The organism is Psychrobacter sp. TB67, assembly GCF_000511065.1.
GTDB classification, from domain to species: Bacteria; Pseudomonadota; Gammaproteobacteria; order Pseudomonadales; family Moraxellaceae; genus Psychrobacter; species Psychrobacter okhotskensis.
Genome location: NZ_AYYA01000069.1, coordinates 19,611 through 41,232 on the forward strand (window position 1 = coordinate 19,611; position 21,622 = coordinate 41,232).

Annotated in this window: 17 protein-coding genes; 6 read left to right on the top strand and 11 right to left on the bottom strand. The window is 43.5% G+C overall.

What is annotated here, in order from left to right; genetic code table 11:
• Window positions 1-301 precede the first annotated feature (301 nt).
• Window positions 302-1,060, bottom strand: coding sequence for a hypothetical protein (locus W293_RS0113190; RefSeq protein ID WP_025652882.1), 759 nt, complete (start codon window positions 1,058-1,060; stop codon window positions 302-304).
• A gap of 243 nt (window positions 1,061-1,303) precedes the next feature.
• On the opposite strand from W293_RS0113190, the gene kdpF reads away from it, so the two are divergent.
• Both kdpF and kdpA read left to right on the top strand, forming a co-directional pair.
• Window positions 1,304-1,384 (top strand): K(+)-transporting ATPase subunit F, encoded by an 81-nt coding sequence (gene kdpF / locus W293_RS17635; RefSeq protein WP_193005043.1) that lies wholly within the window; start codon window positions 1,304-1,306, stop codon window positions 1,382-1,384.
• Complete coding sequence (gene kdpA, locus W293_RS16495; protein WP_227502382.1) at window positions 1,384-2,481, top strand: potassium-transporting ATPase subunit KdpA; 1,098 nt, start codon at window positions 1,384-1,386, stop codon at window positions 2,479-2,481. Before kdpF ends, kdpA begins: the two co-directional genes overlap by 1 nt.
• Window positions 2,482-2,495: 14 nt before the next feature.
• Here the strand turns inward: kdpA and W293_RS0113205 are convergent, their stop codons facing one another.
• The 10 genes from W293_RS0113205 to W293_RS0113255 form a co-directional block, all read right to left on the bottom strand.
• Window positions 2,496-3,197, bottom strand: a complete 702-nt coding sequence (locus W293_RS0113205) for an IS1 family transposase (protein ID WP_025652883.1) — start codon at window positions 3,195-3,197, stop codon at window positions 2,496-2,498.
• Window positions 3,198-3,288: 91 nt separating this feature from the next.
• Window positions 3,289-4,974, bottom strand: a complete 1,686-nt coding sequence (locus tag W293_RS0113210; protein ID WP_025652884.1) for an AMP-binding protein — start codon at window positions 4,972-4,974, stop codon at window positions 3,289-3,291.
• Window positions 4,975-5,035: 61 nt separating this feature from the next.
• Window positions 5,036-6,151, bottom strand: a complete 1,116-nt coding sequence (locus W293_RS0113215) for a CaiB/BaiF CoA transferase family protein (RefSeq protein WP_227502365.1) — start codon at window positions 6,149-6,151, stop codon at window positions 5,036-5,038.
• Entirely contained in the window at window positions 6,144-8,324 is a 2,181-nt protein-coding gene (locus tag W293_RS0113220; protein WP_025652886.1) for a 3-hydroxyacyl-CoA dehydrogenase NAD-binding domain-containing protein, read from the bottom strand. Before W293_RS0113220 ends, W293_RS0113215 begins: the two co-directional genes overlap by 8 nt.
• A gap of 55 nt (window positions 8,325-8,379) precedes the next feature.
• On the bottom strand, window positions 8,380-9,588 hold the full coding sequence (locus tag W293_RS0113225) for an acetyl-CoA C-acetyltransferase (RefSeq protein WP_025652887.1): 1,209 nt from the start codon (window positions 9,586-9,588) through the stop codon (window positions 8,380-8,382).
• A 129-nt stretch (window positions 9,589-9,717) separates the two neighbouring features.
• Complete coding sequence (locus W293_RS0113230) at window positions 9,718-10,869, bottom strand: acyl-CoA dehydrogenase family protein (RefSeq protein WP_025652888.1); 1,152 nt, start codon at window positions 10,867-10,869, stop codon at window positions 9,718-9,720.
• A gap of 880 nt (window positions 10,870-11,749) precedes the next feature.
• Window positions 11,750-12,055 carry a putative quinol monooxygenase gene (locus W293_RS0113240; protein WP_025652889.1) on the bottom strand — a complete coding sequence of 102 codons (306 nt, stop codon included), beginning with the start codon at window positions 12,053-12,055 and terminating at the stop codon, window positions 11,750-11,752.
• An 89-nt stretch (window positions 12,056-12,144) separates the two neighbouring features.
• Entirely contained in the window at window positions 12,145-12,996 is an 852-nt protein-coding gene (locus W293_RS0113245; protein ID WP_025652890.1) for an SDR family NAD(P)-dependent oxidoreductase, read from the bottom strand.
• A 117-nt stretch (window positions 12,997-13,113) separates the two neighbouring features.
• Entirely contained in the window at window positions 13,114-13,335 is a 222-nt protein-coding gene (locus W293_RS0113250; protein WP_025652891.1) for a hypothetical protein, read from the bottom strand.
• Window positions 13,336-13,412: 77 nt separating this feature from the next.
• On the bottom strand, window positions 13,413-14,540 hold the full coding sequence (locus W293_RS0113255) for an alkene reductase (protein WP_240990891.1): 1,128 nt from the start codon (window positions 14,538-14,540) through the stop codon (window positions 13,413-13,415).
• A gap of 186 nt (window positions 14,541-14,726) precedes the next feature.
• Here W293_RS0113255 and W293_RS0113260 point away from each other — a divergent pair, with 186 nt between their 5' ends.
• The 4 genes from W293_RS0113260 (at window position 14,727) to W293_RS0113275 (ending at window position 21,541) form a co-directional block, all read left to right on the top strand.
• On the top strand, window positions 14,727-15,611 hold the full coding sequence (locus W293_RS0113260) for a LysR family transcriptional regulator (RefSeq protein WP_025652893.1): 885 nt from the start codon (window positions 14,727-14,729) through the stop codon (window positions 15,609-15,611).
• Between the two features lie 446 nt (window positions 15,612-16,057).
• Complete coding sequence (locus tag W293_RS0113265) at window positions 16,058-18,244, top strand: FAD-dependent oxidoreductase (RefSeq protein WP_025652894.1); 2,187 nt, start codon at window positions 16,058-16,060, stop codon at window positions 18,242-18,244.
• Window positions 18,245-18,458: 214 nt separating this feature from the next.
• Entirely contained in the window at window positions 18,459-19,766 is a 1,308-nt protein-coding gene (locus tag W293_RS0113270) for an ABC transporter substrate-binding protein (RefSeq protein WP_025652895.1), read from the top strand.
• Window positions 19,763-21,541, top strand: a complete 1,779-nt coding sequence (locus W293_RS0113275; protein WP_025652896.1) for an ABC transporter permease — start codon at window positions 19,763-19,765, stop codon at window positions 21,539-21,541. Before W293_RS0113270 ends, W293_RS0113275 begins: the two co-directional genes overlap by 4 nt.
• The last annotated feature ends 81 nt before the right edge of the window (window positions 21,542-21,622 follow it).

The following is a 21,622-nucleotide window of genomic DNA, read 5'->3' on the forward strand; positions in this document are numbered from 1 at the left end:
GTTGTTAGCTACTTGTCTTGCATATTCTGAATGAGGCAGTCAATACTGTAGCCACGCGTATTACAAGATCATCAAGCAGCACCACGACACGGTTGTTAAATAACATAGCATCGATTTTATATTCGTCGAAAAGTTAAGTTACTATAAAAAGTTAGGGCGAGTCATCTACTTTTGAGCGCGCTACTCTCGTTTTCTGTGAGCTTATCCTAAATCGTATTCATAAAATCAACTTTGCTTTTATACGTAAAGTCCTCACCCGCTACTACTTCGTTCTATAACTTTCTAAGCTTAAGTTAAGCGCTTACGGCTCATCACAAACCCTCTTGATACTTTTGCCAAAGAGGGTTTTATTAAGTTGATTATAATGACTAAAGACTTTTTGAGAGTCAGCATGATAAATCTGATTATTGACGCAGTTACCAAAACCAAAGGTTAACAAACTTATTTTGGCATAATTAGCAGGATCGCTGGCTTTTTCTTCCTCATAGCGCTCGGTCGCAAACTTGCGATATGACTGACCACCATCACTATGCATAAGGGCTTGCTGCTCAATTCTTTGTTCAATGAACTGCCGCCATTTACGCTGTACGGCAGTTTCGTTTTTGAAGAAAGGTTCAAGATACTGTTTGCACATCGGCGGGCTCAATCTCATCGCTTGTATAGGATCTATATAAGCCAAAATACTCAATCTATCATGAACGTATTCGCCTTCAATAGACTTTAGTAGCTCACGCTTATACGTCTGGGCTGCTGGTACGACTTCTAATGGCTCAACTTTACGCTTGAGTGACTCATACTCTTTATCTAAATTGGTTATGTCTGTCTTCGATACGTTGTCTATATCGTTAATATTCATCGGTGGAAAAAAGCTTTGTAGATTTGCCCTCGTTAAACCCTCCAATACGAAATGTGAATTCTTGATTTGCTTGGCGGTATATTTTTTATTGTCAAAATTACCCTGCATATCGCATAGCTCATCTTGCCATTTATAGATCTCGGCTCGGGCGATATTAGTGACTGTCATTGCGGTAAGTATGGCGGCGATAGTCATTGCTTTCATGACTTCAGCTCCTGATTTAAGTCCTTTTATTTATCTTAGTATTTATAAAGATAATGTAGGGGAAAATATTACCCATCTTTATACTTTCTTTATACCCCACCGCGTTATCTTGACAACACTTTTATACCTCTCTCGGCATACTATTCCTATTAATAACTAAGCAATAAAAAAGTAATAAAAGATCAGTCTAACCATCGCTGATCTTCATTATTCATGGTTCATTGTGCGTTTTTGGAGAGTGTCATGGAAGTTTTTGCAGGGTTTCTAGCCCTCGGTTTATTCATCTATTTGTTATATGTACTGATTAAACCGGAGGCATTTTAATGACCATATATGCGCTTTCACAGCTGGTTATTTATTTAATCGTTCTATTTACCTTAGGGTATTTTCTATCAGGGTACCTGCTGCAAAGGATGCAAGCCCCTGTTTCTCGGCTTGAATCCCGTATTTTTACGACGCTAGGTATGATCGGTCAAGATACCAAGGGCAACCCTGCTTTTGGTATGAATTGGAAACAGTACGCGCTCGCCATTGTGCTATTCAATCTCATTGGATTGTTGGGGTTATTTGTGTTGCAGTTGGTGCAAGGACACTTGCCGCTAAACCCTGCCAATATGTCAGGCGTCACATGGGACTTGGCGATGAATACCGCCATTAGTTTTGTCACTAATACCAATTGGCAGGCTTACGGCGGCGAAAGTAACATGAGCTATCTGACCCAAATGATGGGTATGTCGTTGCAAAACTTCTTATCAGTCGCAACCGGTATCGTAGTGGCTTTTGCCTTAATGCGCGGTCTAGTATTTAAAAAAACCACGCACTTGGGTAATGCTTGGATAGATTTATGGCGCTGTAATCTTTATATTTTGCTGCCGATAGCGGTAATTATAGCCGTGCTGTTGATGAGCCAAGGCGTCATACAAACGCTATCCATGTATACCGATGTGCAGACCCTACAAGGTGAATCGCAAACGATTGCTTTGGGCCCTGTTGCCTCGCAGGAAGCCATTAAGATGCTCGGTACCAACGGTGGTGGATTTTTTAATACTAACTCTGCTCATCCGTTTGAGAATCCCACGCCCTTTTCTAATTTTATCCAAATGTTGGCCATCTTCCTTATCCCAACGTCGCTTTGTTTTTGTCTTGGCAAAATAAGCGGCAACCTCAAACAAGGTATCGCTATCTTAAGTGCTATGACGATCTTGTTCATAGCGATGTATTCTTTGACCGTCAGCAGCGAGCTTGCCGGCAACCCTTGGTTGGCGTCACAAGTTCAAGGTCTGACCGATGCCAGTGTGAGCGGCAACATGGAGGGCAAAGAAGTGCGTTTCGGCATTGTTGCCACGTCATTGTTTGCCACGATTACCACTGCCGCTTCGTGCGGAGCGGTCAACGCCATGCATGATTCGGTGGTGTTCTAAAAAGTATGCTGGCATTAGACGTAGCCATAATTGACATAAAAGAACACCAGATCGAATACTTTAAAGTGATTATCAAGCTTTTTTGAGAAGCAACAAGTCTTTCTAACCGCTCGTCTTAACCGGTGTCTAAGACGGCAGTTATTACCTTCAATGCCTACCGTATGTTGTTTGCCAATTCGTTTGTTATCACTTTTAAAGGCGGTTATAAAACTGTCCCAGTTGTCCATACTGATAGAGCCATAGCTGACTGTAAGCTGCTTAAGACGCGCTCTTAACTTCTTAGCCGTTTTTAGGTCACGTTTGCCCCAGACATAAGCGACAATCTCATTAGTTGCACGGTCATAAGCGTAGATGAGCCAGACTTTACGCTTCTTGCGATACACGTAAGTCCAGAACTCATCAACCTCTAAGCGTTCATAGTAGCGCTTCTTAGGCGCGATCTTATAAACAGATGAGCCTATGGTGCTCAATACTTTACCAATACTGACTGAGGCTATAACCGCTATGTCTCTAACGCCGCAACCATGAACCGTCATTAGCCGTATTTTATCTTCTATTTGAGAGTGACAACCTTGGTAGGTTAAAGCATGATCACCAATAAATTGTCGTTTGCAGTCCTTACACTGGTAGTTTTGCTTACCATAGCTTTTTATACCATTTTTCTTTAGACTAAGACTGTGACAGTCGGGGCAATTGATCTGTATTTGTGTCTTCATAACCTCAAATATATCATCTTGCTTTGACTGTCACCCTTCCTTTATTACCCCAGCATACTTTTTGATACACCACCAAATATTAAAACTGGATTTAAACGCTACTCGCTGATTTTCTAAGCTCATGGCGCAGTGTTTTACCTACGGTAGATTTGGGTAACTCGGTTATGAATTCAATATGGCGAGGGCATTTGTAGCCTGCTAGATTTTCTTTACAAAGCGCTTTTATCTCGTTTTCATTCAAACTCTGATCGGCTTTAACAACATAAGCTTTGACCGATTCACCTTGCCGTTCATCAACAATACCAACAACAGAACATTCGACAACTTTAGGATGAGTTTCAATGATGTTTTCGACTTCGTTAGGATAAACATTAAAGCCGCTGACAATAATCATGTCTTTTTTACGGTCATAAATTTTGATAGCGCCCTGCTCGTTCATAGACGCGATATCGCCAGTTTTTAGATAACCATCAGCAGTGAAAAAACCAGCATTGTCAAGATTATGATAACTAGCGATGACGTTATCGCCTTTGATACACATCTCACCCACTTCACCTAATTCGATAATTTCCCCTGCTTCATTACGGATACTAATATCGACTCCGGGTAGTGGCAGGCCGACATTGCCAGTGTACTCGGTGCCATCGAATGGATTGGCAGTGCCAACTCCTAGGGTCTCAGACATTCCCCACCCCTCTAAAATAGGCAAGCCCGTGACTTCAAGCCAGCGCCTTGCTGTCTCAGGGGTTGCTGCCATACCGCCAACCACGGTCAATTTGCATTCTGAAAAATCTAATTTGCTAAATTCGGGATTATTGACAAAAGCTTGAAACAAAGTATTGACGCCAGGAAGAAAGTGGAAAGGACGTTTAGCTAGAATCTTAATAAAGCCAGGAATATCACGTGGATTGGTGACTAAGGTGAGATGTTGACCTACGCTCAATCCTACTATCGAGCAGATAAAGGCATAAATATGATAAAGCGGCAGGGCAATAATACTATTCATCTGGATGTTATCAGCAACGTCCGCATAAACCGGTTTAAACCATTCAACGAACTGATAAGTCGCCGTCACCACGTTTTTATTGCTAATCAAAATACCCTTAGCAACACCCGTAGTGCCCCCTGTATATTGCAACATCAATAAGTCATCAGGTTTTATAGCAGGGCGAGAGTAAGGCAAGTTTTTGCCGTTTTTTAACAGTGACTTATAGCTAGTGACCTCATAATTAGCGTTAGATTTTAAATGATAACTAGGGATAGCTTTTTTGACATAGTTAGCGGCAAGGTTTACAAGTGTCCCTTTCGCTGTACCTAGCATGTCGCCAATTTTGCTAATGACAACAGTTTTGACTGGAGTATCTTTGACTATTTTTTCTAAAGTATTGCAGAAAGGCTCTAAGATAAAAATTGCCGCAGCATCAGAATCAATCAACTGATGTCTCAATTCGCGGGGACTATATAGTGGGTTGATTAAGGTCGTCACCATACCTGCGCGAACGATCCCTATAACAATAGGCAAGTACTGATGAACATTGGGCATCATAATACCGATGACTGAGCCTTTGGCTAAGCCTAAGTTCTGAATCCACGCGGCAATCGTTAATGATATCTGGTCAATTTGGGCATAAGAGTAGCTAACGCCCATATTGCTAGAGAACTCTCGATCAGCATATTCTATTAACTTATCATTGATTATATCAATCACGGTACTGTGCGGCGGGGCTATTTGGGCGTTCACCCCTTTTGGATAACCCTGTGTCCAAAACTTATCCATAACTTACCTTCCTTGGTAATGAGTTTAAAGAATAAATGATTTCAAAATTCAGCTTTGATAATTATTCTTTGATATCTTGCCATCCTATTGTTGAGTGATGCTCGTCCTGATGGGCAAATAGTGGATGTGCTTTGGCCTCTTCTAACGTCAGTACAGGAGTGGCGCAAACGTCTGTAGCCTCAAATGCTTGTTGCCAAAAATCAAGCGGCTGACTGGCAAATTTATCAGTAACCGCTTTAGCAGCTTCTTGACTAGCTGGCAGATTAGGCATAACTCCGCGCTGCCAATGAGCATCTTTGTACTGCGGCAGCTCTAAAACCTCACATAATCCTTGCCAAAATTTCAGCTCAAGCGAACCCACCGCCATGTAGCGATCATCTGAAGTTTTGTATAAGCGATAGCATGGTAATAACCCACCTAAAAAGTCATAGTGTGGTGGCGGATTTTGACCCGAGAAGCTCTTAACGAGCGTCCCCGTAGCTTTAGGCATAATCATATGATTGTATAAGCTATGCGTCATGCTGACTGCGACATGTCGACCTTTGCCCGTGCGCTGAGCAGCAAAGACCGCTGCAAGTAAGGCAATGACAGCCGTATCACTACCCCCAGCCAAATCTGCAAACTGAATATTAGGCATGGCTTGTTCGCCCTTTGCGGTACGCAGCTGATCCAGCACGCCACTCATCGCCATAAAGTTGATATCGTGACCCGCTTTATCCGCCCAATTATGCTTAACTTGAACTTCGGAATCAGCTTTAGCATCGCTGTCGTCTGCTAAACCATATCCTGTAATCGATATCATGACCAGCTTAGGATTAATTGCATGTAGGGTTTGAGCATCTAAACCCATACCCTTGAGCACTCCGGGACGGAAGCTGTCGAGCATGACATCGGCGTTCTTAAGATGCTCCTTAATAGCCTCGATGTCTGCAGTATTACGGAAATCTATCTTTTCAATCGTTTTTCCATGATTTAAAGCATCGAACAATCCACCTAGAGCGCGAGCAGGATCGCCACCTTTAGGCTCGATTTTTATGATTTCTGCGCCCAAATCAGCAAGCAAACGTGTCGCAAAAGGCCCAGGCAGATTGCGGGTCAAGTCAATGACGCGCAATCCTTGTAAGCAGTCGCTCATGCCATCCATAGCATTAGCTAAATTAGCCATCGAATCAGTCATCAGAGAAAACCTCACCACTTGACGCCATCTCTACTAGAATATTCGCCGGCTCAAAACGCTTGCCATATTGCTTGGCAAGTTCGCGACTACGGGCGACAAACTGCTCTACACCCATAGAATTAATAAACTGCAACGTACCACCTTGATGCGGCGCAAAACCCCAACCAAAAATAGAACCAATATTGGTATCGGCCACTGAGCGCACGACGTTTTCTTCATAACACTTAGCGGATTCGTTGGCTTGAATAAACATCAAACGATCCACAAGATCTTGTTGCGATGGTTGCTCAGCGGTGGTTGGGTATAAGTTCACCAGCTCAGACCATAAGTGCTTGTCGCCTTTTTCTGGATACTCATAAAAGCCTTTGCCGTTCTTTTTACCTTCGCGATCGTGCTCTTTAACAAAAGCGCTAAGGATATTATAAGAAGGAGGCATCACCATCGTTTTGCCTTCGGCTTCCATATCCTTTTGCTGCTGCTCGATGACATGCAAGGCTAAGCTCAATGACACCTCATCTTGTAGCGCTAGCGGCGGCATAGGCATACCGGTTTTCATGCCAGCAACTTCGATACTACGTGGATGCACACCTTCACCTAGCATGGCGACGCCTTCTGATACATAGGTACCGAATACACGTGAGGTATAAAAGCCGCGACTGTCATTGACAACAATAGGAGTCTTACCAATTTGCAGCACGTAATCAAAAGCTTTGGCTAAGGTTTCGTCGTCAGTTTTTTCACCGACAATGATTTCCACCAAAGGCATCTTATCGACTGGCGAGAAGAAATGGAGACCAATAAATTGCTGCGGACGTTTGCTCGCTTCAGCCAGTCCTGTTATGGGCAAAGTTGACGTATTAGAAGCGTAAACCGCTGATTCTGGAATCACAGCTTCAGATTGCTGCGTACACTTGGCTTTGATTTCACGGTTTTCGAACACGGCTTCGATGATTAAGTCGCAATCTGTTAGATCGTCATAAGAGACAGTTGGGTGAATACGTGCCAGTAATGCTTGCTTCTTGTCTTCGGTAGAGCGTTTACGAGTGATCGCTTTATCCAAAAGATTGGTAGAATACCCTTTGCCTTTTTCGGCACCTGCCAATTCAGTATCGAGTAGTACCACATCTAGTCCTGCTTTTGCGCTGACATAAGCGATTCCCGCACCCATCATGCCCGCACCTAAAATGCCCACTTTTTTAGTTTTATAGTGCTCAAAACCATCAGGACGAGACTGCCCTTTTTTGATGTTATTCAGCTGCGTCCAAAGGGTGCCAATCATGTTTCTAGATTCAGGGGATAGCACACAAGCGGCAAAGAAACGCGACTCAAGCTCGAGACCGGTGTCGATATCGACGATACAGCCTTCAAAGACGCAAGACATGATATGAGTAATCGCTGGATAGTTGCCGTGCGACTTTTGATTAGCCATCGCAGACGCGATAGAGAATACTTGCACCACTTTAGGATGCATACTATTGCCGCCAGGGATTTTGAAGCCTTTTTTATCCCAAGGTTGCTGCGCTTTCGGATTGGCTTCGATCCACGCTTTCGCTTGCGCTAACATATCATCATTATCAGAGGCAGTAGCATCGATAAGACCGATATCTAAGGCGGCTTTAGGACGTAGCTCAATTCCTTGCGTCATCAGCTCAAGCGCTTTTTGAATGCCTACAAGTCTTGGTAGACGTTGAGTACCGCCCCCACCTGGCAATAGACCCAACTTAACTTCTGGTAGACCAAGTTTGGTTTTTGGAGAGTCAATCGCTATACGGTAGTGACAGGCTAATGCAAGCTCAAGCCCGCCGCCTAAAGCCGTTCCCGTCATAGCGGCAACTACAGGTTTACCTGAAGTTTCAAGTTTACGTAGGCTACCTTTTAAGTCTTCGACTAAATCAAACGCTTGTTCAGCGGTCTCAATACGTGATAGTTGATCAATATCAGCGCCCACAACGAAGCTGTCTTTTGCTGAGGTTAGGATCAAGCCTTTAGCAGACTCATCATTAATAAAACTGTCCGTCATAGCGGCAAAAGCGTCGGTAAAACCATCGCCGATAACGTTCATTTTTCGATTACTTTGATCGATAGTGACCATGACGATACCGTCATCATCACGTTGCGCTGAAAAGTTTGCTAGATTATTAATAATATCGATGCTGTCTGTATTTGTAGTCATTTTTTATCCTTTAAATGATCTCAAAATTATCATTTTTATGCATTAAATAGAGGGTTTATACGCGCTCAATGATAGTCGCAATTCCCATACCGCCACCGACGCATAACGTCAGCATGGCGGTTTTAAGATCACGACGCTCTAACTCATCTAGTACGGTAGTCATTAGCATAGCGCCCGTAGCTCCTAGCGGATGACCCATAGCAATAGAGCCACCGTTTACATTGACAATATCAAGAGAAATACCAAAATCATGAGCGGTGTTCATAGGAACAGCGGCAAAGGCTTCGTTAATTTCCCACAGGTCAATATCAGAGGCTTTCATACCGGCTTTATCCAAGGCCTTTTTGCAGGCAGGTGTTGGACCCGTTAGCATAATGGCAGGTTCTGAGCCTATAACTGCGGCCATGGTAATCTTGGCACGCGGCGTAAGGCCGGCTTTTTTGCCAGCAGCCGCGCTACCGACCAAGCATAAGGCAGCACCATCAACGATACCCGATGAATTGCCCGCATGATGCACATGGTTTACTTTTTCGATAGTGGTGTATTTGTCCAAAATAACACTATTAAAACCCATCTGACCGGGCATCACAAAAGAAGGATTTAACCCTGCTAACGTCTCAACCGTCGTATTCGGACGGATAGTCTCATCTTTAACTAGTAACAGCATGCCATTAATGTCTGTGACAGGCACCACTGACTTATCAAAATAACCTTTTTCCCAAGCGTTGGCAGCGCGGCGATGGGATTCGGTAGCGAATGCGTCAACATCAGTACGACTAAAGCCTTTGAGTGTGGCTATCGTATCAGCGCCAACCCCTTGTGGTACAAAGGCAGTTGCGGCGTTAACTCGTGGATCCATGTACCATGCACCGCCATCAGAACCCATTGGCACTCGGCTCATTGATTCGACGCCACCTGCGACGACCAAATCTTCCATACCTGACATAACTTTGGCAGCCGCAAGATTGATGGACTCAAGCCCTGACGCACAATACCTAGAAAGCGTGACGCCAGCGACACTTTGATCCCAGTCGGCATCAAGCACCGCAATACGAGCAATATCAGAACCTTGCTCGCCTACAGGAGTGACGCAGCCAAGGACAACGTCATCCACTAAGCTGGTATCCAAGTTATGGCGCTGCTCCATCTCTTTTAATAAACCACGCACCAGCCAAATAGGCGACGCTTGATACAATGAGCCGTCTTTTTTGCCTTTACCACGCGGGGTACGAATACTGTCATAGATGTAAGCGGTCTCAGTCATAAAAATCCCTTTTTACTTTTTTAAATGGGTAACAAATATAATTGCTAATAAATATCAAATTGTCAGCTGAATTATAAGTGATCAAAACCTCAATAAATAAATCCAGCTGCACTTCTCGAACAAAACGAGTTACATAAAGCGAGCAGCAAGCTCTTTCATAATCTCGTTGGTACCGCCATAGATCTTTTGTACCCGTGCATCAGCGTATAAACGCGCAATAGGATACTCGTTCATATAACCATAGCCACCGAACAATTGCACACATTCATCGATCACTTCGCACTGCTTTTCAGTGACCCAGTATTTGATTAGTGAAGCATGAGGAATAGACAGTCTTTTTTCCATGATGGCATCTATCGCTAAGTCACACATACTATGAGCAGCTAGATAATTGGCATAACACTCTGCCATTTTGAATTTGGTGTTTTGGAATTTCCAAACCGGCTTGCCAAAGGCTTCACGTTGTTTGACATAATCAAGCGTCAAATTGATAGCTAATTTCATCGCGCCGATGCCTGTCAAGGCGATTAATAAGCGCTCACGAGGTAGCTCTTGCATCATTTGAATAAACCCCATCCCTTCTATCGGACCAAGCAGATTCTTTTGCGGGACGCGCACGTTACTAAAAGAAAGCTCTGAGGTATCTTGGGATGTCAGGCCAACTTTATCCAAATTTCGACCACGCGCAAACCCTTCTAAACCATCAGTCTCTATTACGATGAGCGAGACGCCTTGCGCGCCTTTTTCGCGATCTGTCTTACAAGCGAGCAGAATGAGATTGGCATGCTGACCATTGGTAATAAAGGTTTTTGAACCATTAATAATATAGTCATCACCCTCTTTTACCGCATAAGTCTTCAGGGCTTGTAAATCAGAGCCAGTGCCCGGCTCAGTCATAGCGATAGCCGCGATATATTCGCCACTAGCCATTTTGGGCAACCACTCTTTCTTTTGCTCTTCGGTAGCATGGTTCAATATATAAGGAGCAACAATTCCTGAATGCACAATACCGCCAAAGCCTGACTGATTAGATTCTGCTTGCGCATAGATAATCGCGACTTCATCACGAAAATCACCGCCACCGCCGCCATATTCTTCAGGCATTGAGGCACATAAAAAACCATTTTCGCCGGCTTCTTCCCAAGCCTCGCGGTCAATCATGCCGTTCTTTCGCCATTGCTCATCTTTTGGTTCCCAACCTTTAAACATTTTAAGCGCACTCTCGTATACCATTTTGCGCTCTTCAGTCATCCAATCTGGCGCTAAGTTTTCGATACTCATATTGTCTATCCTTGACGGTGTGACTTAGTAATAACCAATTAATTTAAAATTATATAGAACTTCAATAGCGCTATTGGTAATTATAATTACCTTAATATAAAGCTATCCATTCATTTAAAGTTCCTTACCATGCTAGATATACTAAAATAGTAAGTATGCGGTTGCAACCCATATTTTAACAATGGTAATTTATATTACTTTATCACTATAATACTATTTTAAAGGTCAGTGCGGCTTTATTAAAATAAAAAAATTTCATACAGCCGCACACCATCAAAAACTCAGTTTTTAATGAGGTGTAATAAAACCTTAATACGCAGCGTTGGAGTGAACAATGAAGGCTAGGATATATATAGTTGAATTCAAATATTTTTCATACATGGAAACCAAGTGCAATCTATACCTTAGCAGGGTTATCGAGAATACATCGGGTTTATATGGATTTGGTTATATAGCCATTAATGCCGTCATCAACTACAAACAGAGGAAGCTGATGTCGTATTTGTTGTAGTTGATCCAATGTAAAAGTACTACAAAGCAACTGAGTGCCGATGTATATGTGATACTTCAAGCGAGGTTAACGTCGGAACTTTTTTATAGGGGATTGACTATAGGAGAATAAAAGGACAGTCTGCTTTTGGAAAGCTAGCGAAGAGGCAGTATTGGTAGCTAATGGCTTTTGAGCTTTGAACTTTGTCATTAGCTACCAATGCATGTACTATATTTTTTGACGCTCGTTGCGTGGTAGCTGCACTGCATAAATATGGCATACCACTCTGCAACCACTTATTTATAAAAGCTAAAGCTGTGGGAGTTTTGAAGTCTATAGGACTGTACTTTTATCCTTATCTTTAAAATGAGGACACGCCCTAGGCAAAATTTACGCGATAAAGGTCATCTCAGTGATAACAAAGTTATCGATCATATCCTTTGTCACTTTAACAAAGTTTTGAAAATGCTCGCTTTGTCCATGCTGCTCCATCAGCTCCTGATTTTCCCAAACCTCATAAGTGACAAAATTATTAGGATTGGCATTGTCTTGATGTAGGTTATACTGAATACAGCCTGTTTCAGCTTGTGACGCTTTGGTTAGCTTGAGTAGCTCAGATTTGGCTTGCTCAGTGTGTTCGGGTTTGATCTCAATAGTGGCAACGAGGGTGATGGCTTGGTTTGCTTGCGTGTTCATAATGGCTTCCTATGTTTATATACTATGATGATTTTGAGTGCATTCACTTTGTTATGGTATCCAATAAATGATCCGACTGACTATAAGTCTTATGTAGAAATCGATTTTAATACTGCCTGAGTTTGGCGTTTAAGCGCTGTAATGGCTTCTTTATTTAAAGCATCGGCATGCGGTTGACCGAACTCGCCTCTAGCATCGCCATGTGCCCCATCTTTAATATCATTATCAAAGTATTTGCCCGTATCATCAGCGAACTCATCCGAGATAGCCAACTCCGCTAGGATATTCGCCCCTTTATCTGCTGAGGACCAATATTGTCCGTAAGCCGCATCGACCATTTTGGTATTGAGTAACGAGCCTGGATTGACAGCAATCACACTGATACTATTGCCTGCGACGGTATCGGCTAAGTCCATACTCCACATCGTGAGCGCCAGCTTACTTTGCGCGTAGGCCTCTTTATCATTGAGATGCTCGTTTCCTGCAAATGCTTTATAGGATATCGGCGCTTGAGCTGCTGAACTTAGATTGACGATGCGCGCTTTATTAGATTTTTTGAGTAGCGGTAACAAGGCGTTGGTCAGCTTGTAAGGCGCTAAATAATTGACCACAAATCGTACGTCTAATCCGTCTTTGGTAATGGCCGATGCAGTGGTATAAATCCCTGCGTTGTTAATCAGCACATCAAGCTTTGACAGTTTTTCGCTTACTTCTACAGCCATATGACGTACTGCATTTAAATCTGAAAAATCAGCCACAAATCCATCAATATTATCTACCGCTGCACCTGTTGACACTGCTTTGACTTCTGCAATGACCCTGTTAAGTTTGTCAGCATCTCTGCCATGCAAATACACTCGATGTCCCGCTTCTGCTAACTTTAAAGCCGCAAGTTTACCAATACCATCAGTGCTGCCAGTAATTAAAATAGTTTTAGTCATGAGCCGTCCTTATGGTCTAAGTTGTTATTTGATTTTTAGAAGTGCGTTATATTGTATCCGTCGTCATGGCGATGATTGTAATGAAAATGTTGTGATTCAAATAGTAACCTAAGACCTCTACTTTTCTCTTCTTAAACGCTCAATGACCCAGCCTGCTAGTGGGAAAGACACCAACTGTGTCAGTGGAACAAGTATTATCGTTTCAATTAATACCACCACTGGCAGGCTTAATCCTTGGGTCACAGGCTTCAATAACGTCAATACGATTAGGAGCGTTGGATAAAGTCCGACATATCCTATCAATATGCGTATAAGTCTGTCTTTAAAATTTTTACTCATCACTTTATATCACCTTATAAAAATACTTACGTTTATAAGCAAAAAAATAAGACCACGAATGGTCTTATTTCACTAATTTATTTTTGGTAATAAGGATAATCACTGTAGCCCACATCAGTACCACCATACATCGTGGTAGGATCTACTTCATTCAATGGCCAGTTATTGGCAATACGCTCTGGCAGATCAGGATTGGCGATAAAAGGACGACCAAACGCGAATAAATCACCGTAGCCTTTTTCTAAAATGTTCACAGCTTTTTGTACCGTGTACTTGCCAGCATAAATAATACGGCCTGAAAACTCTTCTCTGACTGCTTGATAAAAAGTGTCTGGTAAATCAGGCGCATTATCCCAATCAGCTTCTGCAATGGACAAATAAGCAATACCCGCTTGCTCAAGCAATTTGACTGCTTCGACATAGGTATGATGGGGATCTGACTCTACCAAGCCTAAATACACGCGCGTCTCATCCGTACTCGCAAATAATGGCGCAAAGCGTACGCCTAAACGATCAGCACCCACCACATCACTGACAGCAGCGACGATTTCTTTTAAGAAGCGCAAACGATTGGTCAACGACCCACCATATTGATCATCACGGTGATTGGTGTGCTCAGAGATAAACTGATTGACCAAATAACCGTTAGCACAATGCAGCTCTACCCCATCAAAACCCGCCTCTAATGCATTGCGTGCAGCCTGAGCATACATCGTTACCAACTCACCAACTTCATCGGTACTGAGAGCGCGTGGCTCACTTGGATCAGCCAATGCACCTGCACCTGGACCTGTTTCAATAAATACTTTGACGTTATCAGCGGTAATATCAGACGGCCCTACCGGCTGAGCACCATTAGGCTGCAAGCTGGTGTGCGACACACGGCCTACATGCCAAAGCTGAGCAAAAATAATACCGCCTTTGTCATGTACTGCTTGCGTGACTTTTTTCCAACCTTCAACTTGGGCTGATGAATGGATACCTGGCGTCCAAGCATAACCTTGACCTCTTGGCTCAATCTGCGTACCTTCCGTCACCATAAAGCCTGCTGACGCACGCTGTGCATAATAGCTGGCCATTAAGTCATTAGGGATATTGTCAGGTTGCGTGCTACGAGAGCGTGTCAATGGCGGCATTACGATACGGTTGTTGAGCGTATAAGGCCCAAGTGCTACAGAGGAAAATAATGTCTTTGTATCTGGAATAGTTTGTGTCATAAGTATCTCTTTTAAAGCAGCTGATGGCTTATTATTGAATGTATTGAGCCTGTTTTAATGCTTAATAGCTCATTTAGTGGCTACTTAAGCAATGTTGGTCAGCATAGAGTTTTATAGGTACAATTAGAAACAACCTTTTCTTGTTTAAGATACAATTATGAATGGTATGAAATTATGAATGGTATGAATCGGCTCGATATCAAGCAACTTAGAGTATTGCAGGCGCTACTTGATCTAAAAAACTTGTCGCAAGTCGCACGCAAAATGGGGCTGACCCAACAAGCCATCAGTGAGCAGTTACGCAAGTTACGTGAGGTGTTTGATGATCGTTTGTTTATCCGTCAAGGTAATAGTATGGTGGCAACGCCAAAAGCACTGTCGATGCGGCAACCGATTGACGATATATTAAAACAGTTAGAAATGTTGTTAGAGCCCGAGGTGTTTACGCCGCAAACCTATAAGGGTGTGTTTACGATTAGCGCAACTGACTATGCAACGCAGGCATTATTACCACAACTGTTTAATATAACGCGCCGTGAAGCGCCTGATTTGAGGTTGATAGTGCGCGACTTTGCTTCAGATAACATCAATCAGCTGATTGCGGCAGGTGAACTTGATCTACTCATTACCTTTCCCGAATTTATTCCTGATAATTTATCGTATGTGACGCTGCTTGAAGAGCAACATTTATGCATTACTGGTTGTAAAAACACCTTTGCAACAGAGGCACTAACACTGACACAAATCGCCGCACAGCCGCAACTGGTGGTATCGCCTTCGCGTGCCAACTTGCGTGGCTCACATGATCAATGGTTCGCTGAAAAAGGCCTTAAGCGAAACATCGTGATGTCAGTACCTAGCTTTTCAGCCGTGCCAGATATTCTGCATACCACCGACATGATTGCCTTTTATCCTGCGCGACTACTGCCAAACGATAAAGTTAAAGAGCTTAAAGTAGAAGCCTTACCGCCCACCTTTAAGGTAATAGCCGCTTGGCATCCCCGTACTAATGACAGTGGTATACATCGCTGGTTAATTGAGCAATTAAGAAAATTATAATAAATGTTCATCGCTATTTTATAAAACTGTCACCTGTCACCTGTCACCTGTCACCTGTCACCTGTCAGATAAATTTGAACAACCATTCAATAACCCTTACAATGCCTAACAGACCTATATTAGCCATTTTATTTGCATTTGAGCATTCACTCAAATTAAACCACATTGTTTGCATGTATTGCCCTATCTTTGATAAGGCATTCGAGTGGTTTAAGTTTGGGTAAAAGACTTTATCAGCTCAAGCTTAAGACAGCTGCTAGTAAGTCTGAGTAGTTATTTTGATCTACAAACTAAAAAACCATATGCAACGACGAATAATAAAAAAGTAGATTATAGTAAGACTGATGACATAACGATGCGTCTAGAAGTAAGACTTTTTTAAATGCTGTCATCCACATCCGCCCCTTTGCATGACTATTTTGCATGACTATATAGCTGGATAATCCATGATTAAAAAGATAGTTTTAATATTAGCCGTATTGATGTTAGTCATTGGCTTTTTTTACTTTGACCTCAACGAACTATTGACGCTTGACGGCTTAAAAGGGTCGATGGATCAGTTCGACCAATATAAAGCGCAAGCGCCGTGGCTGGTCATTGGTGGCTTCTTTTTAATCTATATATTAGTCACAGCCCTATCCTTACCGGGTGCCGCTATCCTAACTTTGGCAGCTGGAGCGTTGTTTGGCTTATGGCAAGGCTTACTGGTTGCCTCATTTGCCTCTAGTATTGGTGCGACACTGGCCTTTTTAACCTCACGTTATTTACTGCGTGATTCTATCAAACAGCGCTTTCCTGAACGCTTAGCAGCCATTGATGCTGGCGTTGAAAAAGAAGGCGGGTTTTACTTATTTACCCTGCGCTTAGTGCCGATATTTCCCTTCTTTTTAATCAATCTCTTGATGGGCGTCACCGCGATTAAAGCAAGGACATTCTACTGGGTCAGCCAAGTTGGTATGCTCGCCGGCACCTTGGTTTACGTCAATGCAGGTACACAGTTGGGGAAAATCGATAGCCTTTCAGGTATTTTATCGTTTAATTTAATTGTCTCATTTGCGTTGTTAGGTTTCTTCCCATTAATAGCAAAAGGGATATTAAATATGCTAAAAAAACGCCGCGTCTATAAAAACTACAACAAACCTAAACAATTCGACCGTAATATGATTGTGATTGGCGCTGGTGCTGGCGGGCTAGTCACCAGCTATATTGCAGCCACCGTCCGAGCAAAAGTGACTTTAATCGAAGCGGGTGAAATGGGTGGCGACTGCTTAAATTATGGCTGTGTACCGAGTAAAGCTTTGATTAAAAGCGCAAAAGTCGCAGAACAGATGCGCAATGCTGAGCGTTACGGCTTAGAAAATACACCACCAAAGTTCTCATTCAAAAACGTCATGAGCCGTATCCATAAAGTCATCGCTGATATCGCGCCAAACGATAGCGTCGAGCGTTATACGGAATTGGGTGTCGAAGTGCTAAAAGGTTATGCCAAATTCATCGATCCGTGGACGGTAGAGATTGCGCTAAACGATGGCGGCACGCAAAAACTCACCGCACGTTCCATTGTTATCGCTACTGGCGCGCGTCCATTTATCCCAGATTTGCCGGGTTTGGAAGAAACCGGCTATGTGACCAGCGATACTATTTGGAACAAGTTTACCGAGTTAGAAGAAGCACCGAAAAAGCTAGTGGTACTTGGCGGCGGGCCAATCGGTTCTGAGCTAGCACAAGCTTTTGCACGCTTAGGCTCCAATGTTACCCAAATCGAAAGAGGCGCGCGTCTCATGAAAAAAGAAGACGTGGAAGTCTCTGAATTTGCACACAAAGTACTCGTCGAGAGTGGCGTGAATGTCTTAACCTCGCATCAAGCGATTCGCTGTGAAGCTCGCGATGGTAAAAAATTTATTATCGTTGAAGCGCAAGACGACAGTACAGTTAAAAAAAGCGGTACAGATAAGCAAGAGATCGCTATTGAATATGACGAATTGCTTTGTGCCGTTGGACGTAGTGCGCGCTTAGAAGGCTATGGCCTAGAAACCTTAGGGATTGAAACTGAACGTACCATCGAGACCGATGACTATTTAGAAACCCTCTACCCCAATATTTACGCTGCTGGTGATGTCGTTGGCCCTTATCAGTTTACTCACGTGGCCTCCCATCAGGCATGGTACGCCGCCGTAAATGGTTTGTTTGGGCATCTAAAGAAGTTTAAAGTAGATTACCGCGTGATTCCGTGGACGACTTTTATTGATCCAGAAGTCGCACGCGTTGGCTTAAATGAGCAAGAGGCTATTGAAAAAGGCATCGACTTTGAAATTACTCGCTATGACTTTAAAGATTTAGATCGTGCGGTGACGGAAAGCGCCAACGATGGCTTTATCAAAGTCATTACGCCGAAAGGCAAAGATAAAATACTCGGCGTGACCATCGTCGCTGAGCATGCTGGAGACATCATGCCGGAATTTATATTAGCGATGAAGCATGGCTTAGGGCTGAATAAAATACTCGGCACCATTCATATGTACCCGACATGGGCGGAGGGTAATAAATACGCGGCTGGTGAATGGAAACGCAATCATGCGCCTGAAACGGTATTAAACTGGCTTGAGAAATATCATACATGGCGTCGAGGGTGATTAGCTTTCCAGTGAAACTCAATGCTGTTGGCACTCATTAGTTTATCAACTTTTAGACGATCGATTTGCTTTAGAAATAAGTGCTGTTGGTACAAATTTTCTTCGCTTGCTGTGTGACTTCGTCACTCCAGAGGCTTCAAAAAATTTATCCCAACAGCACTCTTCAGAATATATGACTGAATGACGTTTAACACGGGTTATAACGAGAACATAAATGTACGTTATTAAATCTTTACTAGCTTTGCCAACGCTAAAACATCTAAGCCGCTATAGCACCTATGCTATGGTGCTTAGCGTTTGCATTGGCATATCAGCAAGCACTGCCTCACCCACTACCGATGACCTTAATCAAACTTTATCATCTTGGCAGCAGATAGAAGCCCAAGGTAAAAACCAAGACGTTTACTTCTATGCATGGGGCGGTGACCCGCAAATAAATGCCTATCTACAGTGGGCCGCTGAAGAAGTGGATGACAAATATAATATTAATTTGGTTCATGTCAAATTGAGCGACACCAGTGAAGCCGTTAGTCGCGTACTCGCGGAAAAGTCTGCCAACAACAATGATAAAGGCAGCGTTGATCTCATCTGGATAAATGGCGCAAACTTTGCCACCATGAGTGAGAATTCGTTATTACTCAAACAATGGGCGAACAAGCTGCCTAACTTTGCTTTGACCGATCCAGAGAATAATCCTGCCGTTAACTTTGATTTTGGTGTGCCAACCAATGGTATGGAAGCACCATGGGGTCAAGCCTCGCTGACCTTTTATTACGACAGTTTATCAACGAATAAGCCACCAACGACTCTGAATGAGCTGGTCAATTGGACGGCGCAAAACCCCGGGCGTTTTAGCTATCCAAAGCCACCTGACTTTTTAGGCATGAGCTTTTTAAAATACGCTTTAGTCATGCTGCACGAGCAGCAAGATGCGAATACAGGCAAAAATATCAAAGCACAGCTCAACCTGCCAGCCACTGAGCAGAATACAGATATGATATTAGCCCCTTTATGGGCGTTTTTAAATGATTTGCATCCCACCTTATGGCGCAAGGGTGAGCAATTTGTGCAAACGGGCGCGCACATGCGACGTCTGGTCGATGATACTGAACTTAGCTTAGCCTTTAGCTTTTCCGCGCCTGAAATTCCTGCGGCCGTGCAGCGTTATGATTTACCCCAGAGCATTCGTAGCTATGCCATGAGCGATGGCAGCTTAAGTAACACCCATTTTGTGGCGATTCCTTATAACGCCAGCCACCCACAAGCCGCGCAGCTAGTGGCAAACTTCTTGCTAAGCCCAGAAGCACAGGCTAGAAAGCAAACGCCTGCTGTGTGGGGTGATAAAACCGTACTCATCCAATCGACGCTCGACCCTGAGCAACAAGCGCTATTCAAGACTAACAAACCGCATCCGAGCGCCCTACCTGTTGACGCTATAAAACGTACCGTGAATGAACCACATCCGAGCTGGGTTGATGCCATTATGCAAGGCTGGCAGACACGTTATGGAGTCAGCCCATGAGTAAAGATTCTAACAATAAAAGGGAGAAGAAAAACGTCAATTCCGCAACAAGCACTCGCATAACCGCGCCTTATAAAACAGATCTATTTACGCGTACCGTCTCCTTGAGTCCGACATTTTTACTGCTGCTACTGATATTACCGGTACTCGGTGGTTTACTCAGCGTGCTGTTACCTGCCTTTAGCTGGGTGCCTGCACTTGAGCAAACGACTTTTGGTCTACAAGGCTTTAACGATCTTTGGCAGACGCCTGGTCTTATCCAAATGGTAGCGTTGAGCATCGCTACTGGATTAATCAGCACGCTATTCGCTTTTGTCATGGCCTTAATGGTATTGGCGGCATTTTTTAATAGTGTTTGGCTGACCCGTATTGAGCGTTTGCTGAGTCCAATCTTGGTCATTCCTCATGCAGCGGCAGCCATCGCGGTTGGCTTTTTGATTGCGCCTTCTGGTATGTTTTCGCGCCTTATTTCACCGTGGCTAAGTGGCTGGGAGTTGGCGCCAGGCGGTATGTTTCCACATGACCCGTACGGCATCAGTATTATTTTAGGTTTGACGTTAAAAGAGCTGCCATTTTTATTACTTATGGCACTAGGGGCTTTGGCACAACCAGAGCTTGGTAAAAAGCTGCGTCAACAATATAAAGTTGCGCTAAATCTCGGCTATTATCCCATCACTGCCTTTTTTAAAGCCGTACTCCCTGTCCTCTATCCTTTTTTACGTTTGCCTATCTTAGCCGTTCTTGCCTATGCCAGTGCCAGCGTAGAGATGCCATTGATATTGGGTCCAAACACGCCGCCAACGCTAGCGGTTACTATCATGCAATGGTTTAACGATGTGGATTTAAACCTACGTATAAAAGCCTCGGCGGGCGCGTTATTACAATTGGCATTGACGGGTAGCTTAATCGCCTTGTGGCTTGGTAGCGAGAGAGCGATAAAAACTTGTTTTAACAGCACGTTGATAAATGGCAAGCGCCACTATGCCGATGCATTATGGCAAAAAATCACTGCCGCGTTGACCACTGTATTGATTGGCTTTATTTTGCTGGCGCTCATTGGTCTGGTCATGTGGTCAGTAGCTGGTTTTTGGCGCTTTCCCGCCGTATTGCCAGAGCAATTGGTGTTATTACATTTTCAAAGTGCCTTTACGCAAATGGGTACGCCATTATTTAATACCATCACAATCGGTATCGTGAGCACCGTATTTGCCATTGTGCTGACTTTATTATGTCTAGAAGCTGAACAATTAAGTAAAAAACCACTTTCAACATTTACCAGTTTCATTATCTATTTACCACTGTTAGTGCCCAGCATTGCCTTTCTATTTGGTTTGGTATGGCTACAGCAGTTGGTAAATAACCAAACGGCGTTTTTTAATGTGGCGTTTACCCATCTGCTTTTTGTACTGCCTTATGTGTTTTTATCGCTTGCCAGTAGCTACAGGCGTCTAGACCCTCGTTTTGCTCATGTAGCCGCAAGCCTTGGTGCGACCCCAGCAAAAGTATTTTTGCAGGTGAAATTGCCACAATTATTTGCGCCGCTGTTAATTGCTATCGCCCTTGGTTTGGCGATTAGCTTTGGTCAATACTTGCCGACATTATTAGCAGGCGGCGGACGAATCGCCACCATCACCACAGAAGCGGTGACTCTCGCAAATGGTGCCAGTAGGCGCACCAGTGCGGTGTACGCCATCATCCAAATGGCACTGCCGTTAATTGGCTTTATATTGGCGTGGGTATTGCCGAAGTATTTCTTTAAAAGTGGCACTCGTTAGAAATAACATCTATAAGCGCTCCACTTTAAAGAAACAGTTGGCGTAGGCTGTGGCTTTAGCCCAGCTTAAATCTTTGCAAAA

Coding starts and splice junctions, on each gene's coding strand:
- W293_RS0113190 (WP_025652882.1), bottom strand. CDS start 1,060: ATGAAAGCAATGACTATCGCCGCCATACTTACCGCAATGACAGTCACT.
- kdpF (WP_193005043.1), top strand. CDS start 1,304: ATGGAAGTTTTTGCAGGGTTTCTAGCCCTCGGTTTATTCATCTATTTG.
- kdpA (WP_227502382.1), top strand. CDS start 1,384: ATGACCATATATGCGCTTTCACAGCTGGTTATTTATTTAATCGTTCTA.
- W293_RS0113205 (WP_025652883.1), bottom strand. CDS start 3,197: ATGAAGACACAAATACAGATCAATTGCCCCGACTGTCACAGTCTTAGT.
- W293_RS0113210 (WP_025652884.1), bottom strand. CDS start 4,974: ATGGATAAGTTTTGGACACAGGGTTATCCAAAAGGGGTGAACGCCCAA.
- W293_RS0113215 (WP_227502365.1), bottom strand. CDS start 6,151: ATGACTGATTCGATGGCTAATTTAGCTAATGCTATGGATGGCATGAGC.
- W293_RS0113220 (WP_025652886.1), bottom strand. CDS start 8,324: ATGACTACAAATACAGACAGCATCGATATTATTAATAATCTAGCAAAC.
- W293_RS0113225 (WP_025652887.1), bottom strand. CDS start 9,588: ATGACTGAGACCGCTTACATCTATGACAGTATTCGTACCCCGCGTGGT.
- W293_RS0113230 (WP_025652888.1), bottom strand. CDS start 10,869: ATGAGTATCGAAAACTTAGCGCCAGATTGGATGACTGAAGAGCGCAAA.
- W293_RS0113240 (WP_025652889.1), bottom strand. CDS start 12,055: ATGAACACGCAAGCAAACCAAGCCATCACCCTCGTTGCCACTATTGAG.
- W293_RS0113245 (WP_025652890.1), bottom strand. CDS start 12,996: ATGACTAAAACTATTTTAATTACTGGCAGCACTGATGGTATTGGTAAA.
- W293_RS0113250 (WP_025652891.1), bottom strand. CDS start 13,335: ATGAGTAAAAATTTTAAAGACAGACTTATACGCATATTGATAGGATAT.
- W293_RS0113260 (WP_025652893.1), top strand. CDS start 14,727: ATGAATGGTATGAATCGGCTCGATATCAAGCAACTTAGAGTATTGCAG.
- W293_RS0113265 (WP_025652894.1), top strand. CDS start 16,058: ATGATTAAAAAGATAGTTTTAATATTAGCCGTATTGATGTTAGTCATT.
- W293_RS0113270 (WP_025652895.1), top strand. CDS start 18,459: ATGTACGTTATTAAATCTTTACTAGCTTTGCCAACGCTAAAACATCTA.
- W293_RS0113275 (WP_025652896.1), top strand. CDS start 19,763: ATGAGTAAAGATTCTAACAATAAAAGGGAGAAGAAAAACGTCAATTCC.